Source organism: Herbaspirillum camelliae (genome assembly GCF_001929405.1).
Lineage (GTDB): Bacteria > Pseudomonadota > Gammaproteobacteria > Burkholderiales > Burkholderiaceae_D > Herbaspirillum > Herbaspirillum seropedicae.
Genome location: NZ_KV880769.1, coordinates 4460729 through 4474026, shown reverse-complemented (window position 1 = coordinate 4474026; position 13298 = coordinate 4460729). Strand labels below are relative to the sequence as shown.

Genomic DNA, 13298 nt, shown 5'->3' with positions numbered 1-13298 from the left:
ACTCGTCCTGAAATGTTTGCGAGGAAATGCGGATTCGACAACGCCGGCGGCTGGGTTCAGGGCGCATCCCGTCCAGCCTGCCAGCCGCCTCCGGTGGCCTTGATCAGCGCGACGCTGGCCACCAGCTGGCGGCCCAGCAGGGTCACGGCATTGCGCTGGTTGCTCAGCGACGTGGCCTGGGTCGTCACCACCGACAGATAGGTGACGGTGCCGGCTTCGTACTGGCGCATGGCCAGCCGTTCGGCCAGTTGCGCCGACTGCACGGCCTGGGCCTGGACGGCGCTTTCCTGGTCCAGCACGCGCAGGGTGGAGAGCTTGTCTTCTACCTCTTGCAGGCCGCCCAGCACGGTCTGCTTGTATTGCGCCACGGCCGCATCGTAGGCCGCCACGGCGGCATCATTGCGGGCGCTGCGGGCGCCGCCGTCGAAGAGGGTCTCGGCCAGCGCCGATCCCAGCGACCAGACCCGGCTGGGGGTGTTGAACAGGTTGGCAAAGGCCAGGCTGTTGTAGCCGCCGCTGGCCGACAGCGTCAGCGTGGGGAAATAGGCGGCGCGGGCCACGCCGATATTGGCGTTGGCGGCGGCAGCCAGACGTTCGGCATTGGCAATGTCGGGACGGCGCTCCAGCAGTTCCGAGGGCAGGCCCACCGGAATCTGCGGCAGGCTGCCTTGCAGGCGCGCGGCATTGGCGTCGATGGCGCTGTCGCTGGCAGTGGCCGGCTGCAGGGCGGGCAGGCTGAACTGCGCGGGCGCTTTGCCGATCAGCATGGCGATAGCGTGTTCGAGCTGGTTACGGGTGTCGTCGAGGTCGATCAGCTGCGCCTGGGCGGCGCGCAACTGGGTTTCGGCTTGGGCCACGTCCGAGCGCAGGGCGGTGCCGGCCTGGTACTGGTGCGTAGTCAGTTGCAGCGAACGGGTATAGGCGGCCACGGTGCGGCGGTAGAGGTCTTTTTGCAGGTCGGTTACGCGCAATTGCAGGTAGTCCTGCGCCAGCGTGGCCTGGATGGACAGGCGCGCCGCTGCCAGGCTGGCCGCGCTGGCCTGGGCATTGGCATCACCCGCTTCGGCGCCGCGCCGAATGCGGCCCCAGAGGTCGGCTTCCCAGGAGGCGTTCAGGCCGGCGCTGTAGGTGTTGCCCAGCCTTTGCACGCCATTGGTATTGGTCTGCGCACGGGTAGCCCCGGCCTGTGCGCCAATGGTAGGCCAGAGGCTGGCGCGGGCCACTTCGGCGCTGGCCTGGGCCTGGCGGTACTGGGCGGCGGCCTGCTGGATGGTCTGGTTGGCGGCATTGGCCTGGGCCATCAGCGCATTGAGGATCGGGTCGTTATAGGCTTCCCACCAGGGCTGGTGGTCATCGATCTGGCGTGGCGCAGCCGGCTTCCAGGGGCCGGCTTCCTTGTAGGCCTGCGGCAGGTCCAGCGCCGGGCGCGCGTAATCGGGGCCGACGGCGCAACCGCCCAGCAGCGCAGCCAGCACCAGTGCCGTCATTCCCCTCGTGGCGCGGAAGGGGAGATATTGTGTGGAGTGCGTGAAATGACGGGAACTGGGGCTGGCTGCGACGCGGCGGAACGGGACGACCATAAGGCTCACGATGATGGCTTGCGGATGAAAGGCGGACCATCAGGCCACGCCCCCCGGCGCAACGGCATCGGTCCCTGCTGTTGTACGCCATCAATGTAATCGTTGCCGCTCGACGCGAGGCTGACATCCAGATGACAATTCTGTCAGTTAAGGCCAGCATCTCCGTTTTGAATTGAGGGGCGACCTGGTTTAGCATGGGCGTGGATCAGACTTTGAGCGACACACCCACATGAAATCGACCCTCAAGAAGCTGCTGGCGGACAACAAGGGCCTGCTGGCCTTCATCGCCCTGATGGTGATGTTCCGTAGCGCCATTGCCGACTACAACGTCGTGCCCAGCGGCTCCATGCTGCCCACGGTGCAGATCGGCGACCGCATCCTGGTCGACAAGATGGCCTACGACCTGCGCCTGCCGCTGACCCATATCAGCCTCCTGCGCCTGGGCGAGCCGCAGCGCGGCGACATCGTCACCATCGATTCGCGCCAGGCCGGCGAGCTGCTGGTCAAGCGCATCGTCGGCCTGCCGGGCGATGTGGTGGAGCTGCGCGATAACGTCCTGTTCATCAATGGCCAGCCGGCCCACTATCATCCCGCCGCCGAAGCACCGGAAGCGGGCGACGGCAGCGATCAGGCCGCCTATCGCGACGAACGCTACGGCGCCATGGAGCATGCGGTGCGCCTGTCAGAGGCCCATCCCAGCCTGCACAGCAGCTACGGCCCGGTGGTGGTGCCGCCAGGCCATTACATGATGCTGGGTGACAACCGCGACAACAGCATGGATTCGCGCTACTTCGGCTTTTTTGCCCGTGATGAACTGATGGGGCGCACTCGCCGCATCGCCTTTTCCCTCGACGCCGAGCGCGGCTATCGGCCTCGTCTGGAGCGCTTTGGCCAGCTACTGGACGGTACGCCGCCGCGCCAGTGAGAGAACCGCCTGGTTGTTTTGCATAAAGATTCACAATTTTTTTGTCACATATGCTCAAGTTGTCGTAAAGCATGCCGTAACCAGCTTCAGATAACAGGCAATTGCCGTCTGGAGCACATCATTTCTCTCACCTTCATCTCTGATCCGGCCACCGGTCGCCGCAGGAATGCCGTCAGCCATGACGCCATCCTCGATGCCACTTATGTGATGCTCGAGGAGATCGGCTTCGACAAGCTCTCCCTGGAGGGCGTGGCTGCACGCGCGGGCGTTGGCAAGGCCACCATCTATCGCTGGTGGCCCAACAAGAGCGCACTGGCCATGGAAGCCCTGCTGCGGGCCGTGGAACCGATGCCCCCCATCGGCGACAGCGGTTGCTCCCGCACCGATATCGAACTGCACATGCTGCAACTGTCCCAACTGTTGCGCGGCAAGTCGGGCCGAGTGGTGCGCGAGATGATCGCGCTGGCGCAGTTCGAGCCGGAGAGCAAACGCATCTTCAACGACAATTATCTGGAACCGCGCCGTCTGGCGCTGGTGAGCGTCTTGCGCCGCGGCGCCCAACGCGGTGAGTTCAGGGAGGATGCCGACCTGAGCCTGGTCTTCGATCTGCTGTATGCCCCCTTGCTGCAGCGGCTCCTGACGGGGCAGGGCGATATCGACGAGCGTCAGGTCCAGGCCCAACTGAACCTGGTGCTGGGGAGCATCACCCTGCCAAGCTTGATGGACACTTAGTAAAATTTCGATCCAACAATCGTAAATTTTGTTGAGTACAGGATAATTTGCACCTAGAATCCGAGACGAAACGTATCGTATCGGTCTGGGAAGGCGTGCTTTTGTCATAAAAACAAGCAGTTTGTCGCCTTGCGCGGCGCTGCCTTGATTGCCGCAAAATGCGAGCCGTACATCCATGCCCTTCCTCTCGCCTGCGCTTGCGCAGGCGTCTTGCTTTCCATACCTTGCGTTGATCCAACCAGAAAGGCCCGTCTTTCCGTCAGGGGAGATGGGCAGAGATTGTCGTGCTGCACTTGGGCGTCGTCATGACGGCAGTGCGGCAATCCAGGGGCAAACAAATCCAAGTGCAAGGGGGAAATATGCACGGCAAAGCGGTGCAGGGATGCACGGGCAGCGCAGGCGAGGGGCCGCAGGCCGGCTTGCCCAAGGGAGCTTGTCGCCACCGACAGACGCGGCGTTGGTGTCTGGCGGGCGTGGTGGGAATTCCGGTGCTGTTGTCCTTTCTATGGCAGCAGTTCGCCGCTGCCCGCAGCGGCGACGAATGGCTCTATGCCTATCATGTCTGCGGTTGCCGCGAGGTGCTCGCTTTCTGGGTAAACGATTTTGTCTGGACCCAGATGATCTGGCTGCCCGGCAACACGTTGTTCCTGCTGATCTGGGGCGCGCTGGCGGTCAAGCTGTGGGGCGACAAGCGCCGCAGCCGCTGACAGCGGACAAGACAGCGACGCAGGCTCATCCCGCAATATGGGCCAGCAGCGGCAGGTGGTCCGACGCCACCCTGGCCAGTGCGGAACGATGCACTGCCACGCGCTGCAGGCGCTGGCGCGGACTAATCCAGATGCGGTCCAGGGCGAACACCGGCCAGCGCGAGGGGAAGGTAGGCGGTGCGGGAGCCGCCTCGAAATGCCCGATCAGCCAGCGCAAGGTGCGCCCCCACATGAACCATTCATTGACGTCACCCATCAGGATCACCGGCGCGTCAGTGGTATCGAAGGCCTGCAGCAGGCGCTGGATCTGGGCGCGCCGTTCGGCGGGCTTGAGCCCCAGATGCGTGGCCACCACACGCAGCAATTGGCCACGGCAGTCGATGTCGGCATCGAGCGCACCGCGCGGCTCGCGGCTGCCGAAGGACAGGTCGATACTCTGCGTGGCCAGGATAGGATAGCGGCTCAGCACCGCATTGCCATAGCGCCGCGCCGGGCTTTCCATGGTCGGCCCTTCCACCGCGAACATCCCGGTGTGTGCGCGCAGCAGCGCCAGCACATCGACCTGGTCCGCCCCGCCCAGCGGCACTTCCTGCAGCGCCACCACATCGGCCTTGAGCTCGTCGAGCACGGCCGCCACGCGCTCGGGCGCGAACCGCCCGTCGGTGCCGACGGCGCCGTGGATGTTGTAGGTGGCTACCGTGAGCGGCCACGGATCGCGCCCCGGCAAGGGCGCGTCCGCGCTGAGCACCAGTTCGGTATCGGCGGGGGCGGGCGCGGTCTGGCGCTCGGACAGGCGGGCGCTACGCATCAGGCCTGGCGCACCTTGACGGCAGCCTCACCCTGGCGCGCACTAGTCGATGCGCCCTTGCCCTGGCGTTGTGCGGCTGCGCGGCCACGCTCCTGGCCGCGCGGACGGAACAGCTTCTGCAGCCCGAAGGCCACCAGCATCAGCGCGACCGTGACGGCCACCAGCACCAGCACCGTCTCCAGGCTGGGATGGCGGATCGCCTCGGCCAGGTTGTGCGAGAACACCACCGTGAGCACGATCCCGGGCGACATGCCCAAGAGCGTACCCAGCAGGTAATCGCGCAGGCGCAGGTGTGAAGCGCCCGCCACCACATTGACGATGGTGAAGGGCGCGATCGGCAAGAGCCGCACCACGGCCATGGCCGCGATGCCGCGCTGGGCAAAGCGGCGGCTCAGGTTGTTGACGCGCGGGCCCAGCAGGTCGCGCAAGGCGTCGTGCCCCAGCCAGTGGCCCACGCCAAAGCCCAACAGGGCGCTGAATCCCACGCCGACGGCCGCATACAAGCCACCGTTGAGCGGCCCGAAGACCACCCCGGCAACGGCAATCAGTACCGTGATGGGCACCATCAGCATGCCCGCCACCACGAAGGTGGTCATGACGATCAGCGGACTGAAGGGTAGTTTGTCGACGCTGCGGGCCAGCGCGATCAGCGAATTGAGGTTGATCCATTCACGCAGCGGAGTAAAGCGCCAGGCCAGCGCGAAGGCCACCAGCAGCACCGCCAGCACACCCAGGCCGATCATGCGGCGGGGCACCGGTTTGCGGGCGCTGCGCGGCACGTAGGCATCGACGATTTCGTCGGGGCTGATGGGGCGCTCGGGATCGAAGACGGCGTTGTCCTGGGTCAGTGCATCCAGTTCCGGGATCAGGCGCGGGTCCAGCGGGCGCAAGCTGCGCGCTTCCGGGCGGGTCAGCGCATCGATGGCGGCGTGCAAACGCCCGGTCTGGGTCATGGCCTGCTGCACCGCCTGCGCTGGCACACCCAGGTGCTCGCCCAAGAGCCGGTTGCGCAGGGTGGCGATGACCTGCCGCACTTCGGCTTGCTTGGCGGCGTCGCCCTGGACCTCGATGCTGAGATTGCATTCGGTGTCGAAGCCCATGGAGCGATTGCTCATATTGGCCGAGCCCACCGAAAAGAGGCGATCGTCCATGGCAAAGACCTTGCTGTGGACATTGAGGCAGCAATCGTCTTCCAGTCCGGGCAGGTGCGGGCAATACATCTGGTAGCGCGGCTCGGCCTGCTCACCCTGGTCCGCCAGCGCCGCTTTGAGGCGATGGTGGATGCGTGCGCGCAAGGCCCCCATGGTGGCCTGCTCCAGCCAGCCGCTCTGGGTGCGGGGAGAGATCACGGCCACCTCCGGTCCGTCCGGCTCGCGCAGCCGCGCACCGAGGGCTTCGGCCAGTACGTTGGAGGTGAAGTACTGGTTCTCGAAGAACAGGTGCTGGCGCGCCTGGGCGATGGCGTCGAGATAGAGTTCGCGCACTTCGTAGACGCCGGGCCGGTCTTCATAGGCCGGCTCGGTGCGCGAAATGCCGATCATCACATCCTGCAGATCAGGGGCAAAGGCGGGCGGCCAGGGATCGCTGGCCGCCAGGGTGGACTCGGCGGCGTTGGCGCGTGCGCCGGTAGTTTCGGTATATTTCTCCGCGCTCTTTTCGGCATACCCCGCCAGCGCCCAGCGCCGTCGCGCCAGCACGCCCATCGCGCGCGCGACCTCGTCGTCGGCCATGGCCTGCACGTCGTGGAAGGGCGCGTAAGGGCGATCATCGGGATCGCGCCGCAGCGGATGATCGGGCAGGTGTTCCTGGTTGTCCCAGCGGCAGCGCGTCAGGTCCAGGCCGCCGACAAAGGCCAACTGGTCATCGATGACCACGATCTTCTGGTGATGCGAGGCGCCCACCGGGTGGCGGGCGTCGGTACGGAAATGCAGGCGCTTGTTGCGCGGGCGTCCGGGCTTTCTGGCCATCATCCACTCGCGCTCCAGCGCGTAGAGCATGGCATAGTCCCAGTTGAGCACATGGATGTGCAGATCTGGCTGGCGCTCCACCAGCGCATGCAGCAGGTCGCCCAGTTGCGCCGGCAGACCGTCGTCGCTGCCCTGGGGCGTGAGGACGGTGCGGCTGTCGATGTCCCAGCCCAGGATGTAGACGCTGCGGCGCGCCTTCACCAGCGCCTGGCGCAGCGCGCTGAAGTAGTCGGCGGCATCGATGAGCAACCGGAAACGGTCGGCATGGGCCAGCCGCCAGCAGTTGTGGCCAGGTTGCAGCAGGCCTGTGGCCGGTGCATCCGGTTGGGCGGGAGTGGATGACATGCTGCCTCCGGAGTCCATGTTGTTCTTCTCTCTCTATCTCTCTATGGCTGAGCCGTTCAGGGCTTGCCTACCGACAGTGGATGCTCTTCGCTGGCGGGCGGCGTACCCGGCTGGTCGGACTGGGGCTTGAGGCCGTCGTGCGGCAGGGCCTGCGGCTTGCTCTTGTCCAGTGCGGTTTCGGTGGCCTGGCTGGTGTCTTCAGGAAGGGGAATGGTTTGGCTCATGCGGGCTCCTTGGTCGGTCATTGGGGCGGCTGGCCATTGGACGCCATCAGTCCGCCATCGACCGGCAGATTGACGCCGTTCACGAAGCTGGCGTCGGGGCTGGCCAGGAAGGTGATCACTGCGGCGATCTCCAGCGGATCGGCGCCGCGTCCCAGGGCGATGCGTTCGGCGAACTTGTCCAGCAGAGCGGGATCGTCGGCCATATCGGCAGTCATGGCGGTGTGGGTCAGGCTGGGGCAGACCGCATTGATGCGCACGCCCTTGCGACCGAAGTCCAGCGCCATGGCGCGGGTGAGGTTGCAGACCGCGCCCTTGGAGGCGTTGTAGGCGCTCAGGTTCCAGTCGGCCGCCAGCCCCGACACGGAGGCCACGTTGACGATGCAGCCGCGGGTCTTTTCCAGATGGGGAAGGGCTTCGCGCGCGCCGTAGAAGACCCCGTTGACGTTGGTGGCCTGAACGCGGTGCCAGTCTTCCGGGCTGACCTCGGTCACATTGCCCTCGGCGAATACGCCGGCATCGCTGACCAGCACATCGAGCTGGCCGAAGCGCTCGATGGCAAAGTCCACCAGCTGGCGCACCTGCTCATGATGAGAAACATCGGTTTCACGGGCGGCGGTGCGCTCGGGCGGAAGACTGTCAAAGACCTTGCCCAGCGCGGCGGCGTCGCGGTCGGCCAGCAGCACGCGGGCGCCCTCGTCGGAGAACCGGCGCGCCGTGGCTTCGCCGATGCCGGAGGCAGCGCCCGTGACGATGACGACCTTGCCCTCAAAGCGTTGCAGACGGGATGGATTCAAAGCGGGCATGGGCAACTCCTGGCTATACGATCAAGCCCTCACGATAGAGCTTGCTGGGCGCCCGTCCCATCGGACAGCCTCGCAAGCTGCTGTAGGAAGATGCTGTCGCTGCAAAGGCATTCCCGTTGAATGGAAAGCGCCCGCCAGCAGGCAAATGCGAGCCCTCATTTGCCGTGAAGGAACAGTCACGGATTGTCACGCAGCAGTAATACTTGAGTGCAACAATTCGCCCCGCATCCAGACCGGCTGACCATTTGTTCACGTTCCCGGGAAGAACGTGAACCGGCGCCGGACGCCGCCAACCCAAGGGGAACTCCATGACCATCCGCATGCGTATCACGCTACTGGTGATACTTACCTTCATCGCTATCGCCGGTATTGGCGGCTACGCGATGTACCAGTCCCGCAGCAGCGCTGTCGAGGTGCGCTCGGTCACCGAGGGCGTCATGCCCAGCGTGCTGGCGTCGGCCGACCTGATGGGGCAACTGAAGGATGTGCAACTGGCGGCCATGGTGATGGTCACCGAGAACGACAACCAACTGGTGGCGCAAGAAAACGAAAAGCTGGCCGAGAAGAAGGCCGTGCTGGAAAAGGCCCTGGCCGCGCAGGCGCAGCAGGCTGAAGGGGTGGCCCAGCGCGGCCTGATCGAGCAGGCCAAGGAAAGCCTGGACAACTACTTCGGCGCCATCGATACCACTGCCAAGTTCAAGCTGGCCGGCAAGAACGAGATCGCCCAGGCGCAGTTCTTCGGCGGCGTGATGCAGTACCAGACTGAGCTCGAAGGCATCGTCAACACCCTGCGCATCGAGAAGAACCGCTTCAAGGACAATGCCATTGCCTCGCTCAACGGCAAGCTGGCCCAGACCACCACCACCATCAGCATCGTCACCGTCATGGCGGTGCTGCTGCTGGGCGGCATCGGCTTCCTGCTGTACCGCCAGATCACTGGTCCCATCAGCCGCATGGCCGCCATGATGGGCGAGATCGCCACCAGCCAGGACTTCACCCGCCGCCTGCCGGTGCAGCGCATGGATGAAGTGGGCCATTCCATCGTCGCCTTCAACGGCATGGTCGAAAAGATCGAGGAAGCCTCGGCCCAGGTGCGCCAGAAGACCGCCGACATGCAGGCCATGCTGCAGAACATCCCGCAGGGCATCCTCACCATCGTCGAGGGCAACCGCATTCACCCGGAATATTCGGCCTTCCTGGAAACCGTCTTCGAGACCACCGACATCGCCGGTCGCGACGTGATGGAACTGGTGTTTGCCGACACCCAGCTGGGCGCCGATACGCTGTCGCAGATCGAAGCCATCGGTGGCGCCTGCATCGGCGAAGACGTGATGAACTTCGAATTCAATGCGCACCTGATGGTGGGCGAGATCGAAAAGACCATGGCCGACGGCAGCAAGAAGATCCTCGACCTGTCCTGGTCGCCCATCACCGACGAGGCCGATACGGTGATCCGTCTGATGCTGTGTGTGCGCGACGTGACCGAGCTGCGCCAGCTGGCCGCCGAAGCCAACGAGCAGAAGCGCGAACTGGAAATGATCGGTGAGATCCTGGCCGTGGCGCCGTCCAAGTTTGCCGAGTTCATCGGCAGCGCACGCCGCTTCCTGGACGAGAACGAGCAGATCGTCCACCAGAACCCGGAAGCCACCGCCTTCGCCATCGCCAAGCTGTTCCGCAACATGCATACCATCAAGGGCAATGGCCGCACCTACGGCCTGCTGCATCTGGCCAACGTGGTCCACCACACCGAACAGCACTACGACGACCTGCGCCATCCCGCCAGCGGTGCCGTCTGGAACCAGGAAGAGCTGCTGCGCCAGCTGGCGCAGGTGCGCGAGACCATCGACCGTTACGCCCGTATCAATGACGTCACCCTTGGCCGTGGCGTGGCTGCAGCCGGCGAGCAGACCCTGCCTGGCTATGCGCGCCACGTCATGACCATCGACCGCAAGCATATCGAGCAAAGCCTGGAACGCCTGGAAAACGTCAACACCGCCAACCTGCATGAACTGGTGGCCGTGCGCAACGACGTGCGCCGCACCCTGCGCCTGCTCGGCACCGAGACCATCCAGGATGTGCTGGCCCCGGTCACCGATTCTCTGCCGGCCCTGGCCGCCGATCTGGGCAAGGCTGCCCCGGTGGTGCAGATCGAGGACAACGGCTACGTGGTCCACAGTTTTGCCGCGCCGCTGTTGCAGAACGTATTCATGCACCTGATCCGCAACGCCATGGACCATGGCCTGGAAGGCAGCGAAGAGCGTCTGGCCAAGGGCAAGCCCGAGGCCGGCACCATCAAGCTGGAAATGGGCGTGATGGAAGACATGTTCCAGATGGCCCTGTCCGACGATGGCCGCGGCCTGGCGCTGGAACGGGTGCGTCAGATCGGTATCGAGAAACACCTGATCACGGTGGACCAGGCCCTGTCGGACGCCGAGATCGCTCGCCTGATCCTGCAACCGGGCTTCTCCACCCGCAGCGAAGTGACTGAGGTCTCGGGCCGTGGTGTGGGCATGGATGCGGTGCTGGACTTCGTCACCCGCGAACATGGGCAGATCGAGATCCGCTTCACCGATACCGAAGAGGGCGCGCCTTTCCGCCCCTTCCAGATCATCGTGATGCTGCCTGAGAACGTCGCCGTGGAAGTCGAGGGCATCGATGTGCCTTATCCGATGGCCGGCCAGGAAACCATCCAGCCCGTGGTGCTGCCGCAGGGTGGCGACTCGCAGGTGGCCTGAGGCCTGGCGCCATCGTCCCAACAACCGTCGTCACGAACAAGTCTGAACATGGTCAACGCAATACTCCTGGTGGTGCTGGGCGCCGTACTGGCCGGCCTGCCGCTGTCCCTGCTGTGGCTGCGCCAGCAACGGCGCGCACAGCGCCTGATCGATGCCGGCCAGCTGGAACTGGTGCGCCAGCAGGCCCAGGAAGCGCTGGCCAGGCAAGAGCAGCAGATCCAGGCGCATGAGCAACAGGCCCAGCAGGAGCGGCTGTCGGCCCAGCGGCTGCTGGAGGAGATGCGGCACGAGAGCGAAACGATGATAGGGCAGTTGCAAAGCCAGCAATCGGACAACTTCTCCCGCGTGAAAGAGAACTGCGACGCCTCCCAGGACACCATCGCCAAGCTGCTCGGCCTGGTGCGCACCTTCGAGCGCTGGCACGACGACATGAACGTGCTCATCGCCCACAACCGCGACATGCACCGCATGAACGACGAGTTCGCCCTCATCGTCAATCAGGTCATCATCGTGGCGCTCAACGCCTCCATCGAAGCCGCCCGCGCTGGCGCACATGGACGCGGCTTCGCCGTGGTAGCGCAGGAAGTGCGCGACCTGGCGCAGCGCGCCGAGAAGCTCTCCAAGAGCTATCGCGCCAACCTCTACCAGAACGACCTCATCACCACCACCACCTTCCAGGACCTGCAGGCGGGCGGCAAGATGATCATGGGCGCAGTCATCGGCCTGGACCTGATCAACAAGAAGACCAGGGACACCCTGGCCGAAGCGGCATGAGCGCCAACGAGATGGATGAGGTGCAGGCCGTGACCGCCGCCGCCCAGGCAGTGCAGGAAGAGCGCGTCTCCGCCGCCGCACGCGACGGCCTGGACGTGCTGCTGCAGCAGGCGCTGCGTAGCAGCCTGGTGCCCAGCGGATGCCAGGCGGCGTTCGAGGTGCTGGACGACATCAGCCATGTGCAAGAGAAGAAGATGGTGGTGCTGACCATCTCTTCCTACCTGTTCCGTCTGGTGGTGATGTTCCATTTCACTGCCGATGCCGCGACCCGGGCGCACTTTGCACGCCTGCACAATGTGGCGGCGGCCGAGATGAGCGAGCAGGCGCTGCTGGACGCCATTGCCGAATGCGGCAACCTGTGCTGCGGGATCTTCAACCGTGAGTTGGGACGCTACTTCCCGCACCTGGGCATGTCCACGCCCAACGTCATTGACCGCCAGTGTGCGGCCTATCTGCAAAAACTCAACTGCGCGCACCTCCGGCATTTCGCCATCGACCTGGCCGAACTGCCGGAGTCGCCGCGCTTTCACGTCAGCCTGTGCGTGTCGGCCTACGCCCCGTTGGACTTCGCCGTGGCGGCCGAGGAGCAGGTAGACACTACCGGCGAGCTGGAACTTTTCTAGCCGCTGTCGACATCAACGATTTCCGGGGGGGGGGTAGATCCGATATGGACGCGCGCGCAAGCCAAGAACACAGCACCATTACCAGCAAGATGCTGGTGGTGGACAAGGACGCCGATTGCTATGACACCATCAAGTCATTCTGCGAGCGCCATCATCTGGTGGGACTGAAGGCGCATGAAGAACACATCATGGCGGTCTTGCGCAGCAACGTCGACCTGGGCGGGATCATGCTTTCCGAGCGCCTGGCCGGGCTGGGCGAGGGCGCGCGCGGCCTGGCGCGGCGCATCCGCGAGGTGCGTCCCGAGTTGCCGATCTTCCTGCGCCGCCGCCGCGAAAGCGCCGACCAGCCGCTGGATGCGCGCGAGAGCGAACTGTTCAGCGCCGTCTACCGGATCGAAGAGATCGACGCCCTGGCGCCGGCGCTGACGGCGGCCATCTTCAGCCAGCAATATCCCAATGCCCTGGTGCGCGGCATTGCCGAGATCAGCCGCATGGTGCTGGAGAACCAGTTCCCCGGCATGAGCGTGGAGATCGACCAGCCTTATCTGGTGCGCGACCGCATCATCTTCGGCGAGGTGTTTACGCTCATTCCGCTGGAGAGCAGCTGGTGTCGCGGCTACATGATGCTGCAGGCCGAGCAGAAGACGCTGCAGGCGCTTACCGGGGATGCGTCGGACGACTTCCGCGATCTCAACAACGCCCTGGGCGAGCTGACCAACCTGATCTGGGGCTGGTTCAAGAACCGCTTCATCAACCAGAGCCAGCCCATTCATCAGCTGAGCCAGGTGCCCATCATCATCAACCACCAGCATCGCTACATCTCCTTTGGATCGGACGATGCGCAGCTGTGCTTCAAGTACGTGCTGCGCCGCGCGGATGGCGCGCCGCTGGTGTTGTTGCAGCGCTTTATCTTCAACCTGTCGTGGTCACCCGAGGATTTCACGGAAAACCAGACGTCGGTGGAAGAACTGTTCGAGTCCGGCGAACTGGAGCTGTTCTGAGCGCCCGGTGGCGGGTTCGATCGCAAGCGTTTATTCCCCCCAATGCAGTACCTCCCCCTATTGAAAGAGAATCA

The 13298-nt window shown here is 64.7% G+C and carries 13 protein-coding genes; 7 read left to right on the top strand and 6 right to left on the bottom strand.

Going from position 1 to position 13298, the window contains the following annotated elements:
• Window positions 1-56: 56 nt before the first annotated feature.
• Window positions 57-1487, bottom strand: coding sequence for an efflux transporter outer membrane subunit (locus tag BGK68_RS20010; protein ID WP_075258525.1), 1431 nt, complete (start codon window positions 1485-1487; stop codon window positions 57-59).
• A gap of 322 nt (window positions 1488-1809) precedes the next feature.
• On the opposite strand from BGK68_RS20010, the gene lepB reads away from it, so the two are divergent.
• Window positions 1810-2505 (top strand): signal peptidase I, encoded by a 696-nt coding sequence (lepB, locus tag BGK68_RS20005; RefSeq protein ID WP_075258524.1) that lies wholly within the window; start codon window positions 1810-1812, stop codon window positions 2503-2505.
• Between the two features lie 54 nt (window positions 2506-2559).
• Here the strand turns inward: lepB and BGK68_RS28545 are convergent, their stop codons facing one another.
• Window positions 2560-2685 (bottom strand): hypothetical protein, encoded by a 126-nt coding sequence (locus BGK68_RS28545; RefSeq protein ID WP_267889721.1) that lies wholly within the window; start codon window positions 2683-2685, stop codon window positions 2560-2562.
• Between the two features lie 27 nt (window positions 2686-2712).
• Here BGK68_RS28545 and BGK68_RS20000 point away from each other — a divergent pair, with 27 nt between their 5' ends.
• Both BGK68_RS20000 and BGK68_RS19995 read left to right on the top strand, forming a co-directional pair.
• Entirely contained in the window at window positions 2713-3237 is a 525-nt protein-coding gene (locus tag BGK68_RS20000; RefSeq protein WP_233149364.1) for a TetR/AcrR family transcriptional regulator, read from the top strand.
• A 359-nt stretch (window positions 3238-3596) separates the two neighbouring features.
• A complete protein-coding gene (locus tag BGK68_RS19995; protein ID WP_233149363.1) occupies window positions 3597-3944 on the top strand; it encodes a hypothetical protein in 348 nt (115 codons plus the stop codon).
• Window positions 3945-3969: 25 nt separating this feature from the next.
• On the opposite strand, the gene BGK68_RS19990 is transcribed toward BGK68_RS19995, so the two are convergent.
• Genes BGK68_RS19990 through BGK68_RS19980 form a run of 4 tightly spaced genes read right to left on the bottom strand, consistent with a single transcriptional unit; the run spans window position 3970 to window position 8091 of the window.
• Window positions 3970-4752: an endonuclease/exonuclease/phosphatase family protein gene (locus BGK68_RS19990; protein WP_075258523.1), complete on the bottom strand. Its 783-nt coding sequence runs from the start codon at window positions 4750-4752 to the stop codon at window positions 3970-3972.
• Complete coding sequence (locus BGK68_RS19985; protein WP_233149362.1) at window positions 4752-7064, bottom strand: VTT domain-containing protein; 2313 nt, start codon at window positions 7062-7064, stop codon at window positions 4752-4754. Before BGK68_RS19985 ends, BGK68_RS19990 begins: the two co-directional genes overlap by 1 nt.
• 56 nt (window positions 7065-7120) lie before the next feature.
• Entirely contained in the window at window positions 7121-7288 is a 168-nt protein-coding gene (locus tag BGK68_RS28070) for a hypothetical protein (protein ID WP_198937235.1), read from the bottom strand.
• A 17-nt stretch (window positions 7289-7305) separates the two neighbouring features.
• Window positions 7306-8091, bottom strand: a complete 786-nt coding sequence (locus tag BGK68_RS19980) for an SDR family NAD(P)-dependent oxidoreductase (protein ID WP_075258521.1) — start codon at window positions 8089-8091, stop codon at window positions 7306-7308.
• 308 nt (window positions 8092-8399) lie between these two features.
• Here BGK68_RS19980 and BGK68_RS19975 point away from each other — a divergent pair, with 308 nt between their 5' ends.
• Genes BGK68_RS19975 through BGK68_RS19960 form a run of 4 tightly spaced genes read left to right on the top strand, consistent with a single transcriptional unit; the run spans window position 8400 to window position 13224 of the window.
• Window positions 8400-10826, top strand: a complete 2427-nt coding sequence (locus BGK68_RS19975) for an ATP-binding protein (protein ID WP_075258520.1) — start codon at window positions 8400-8402, stop codon at window positions 10824-10826.
• Window positions 10827-10874: 48 nt separating this feature from the next.
• Window positions 10875-11600: a methyl-accepting chemotaxis protein gene (locus tag BGK68_RS19970; protein ID WP_075258519.1), complete on the top strand. Its 726-nt coding sequence runs from the start codon at window positions 10875-10877 to the stop codon at window positions 11598-11600.
• Window positions 11597-12223 carry a hypothetical protein gene (locus BGK68_RS19965; protein WP_075258518.1) on the top strand — a complete coding sequence of 209 codons (627 nt, stop codon included), beginning with the start codon at window positions 11597-11599 and terminating at the stop codon, window positions 12221-12223. Before BGK68_RS19970 ends, BGK68_RS19965 begins: the two co-directional genes overlap by 4 nt.
• A 44-nt stretch (window positions 12224-12267) precedes the next feature.
• A complete protein-coding gene (locus BGK68_RS19960; RefSeq protein ID WP_075258517.1) occupies window positions 12268-13224 on the top strand; it encodes a chemotaxis protein CheX in 957 nt (318 codons plus the stop codon).
• Window positions 13225-13298 lie beyond the last annotated feature (74 nt).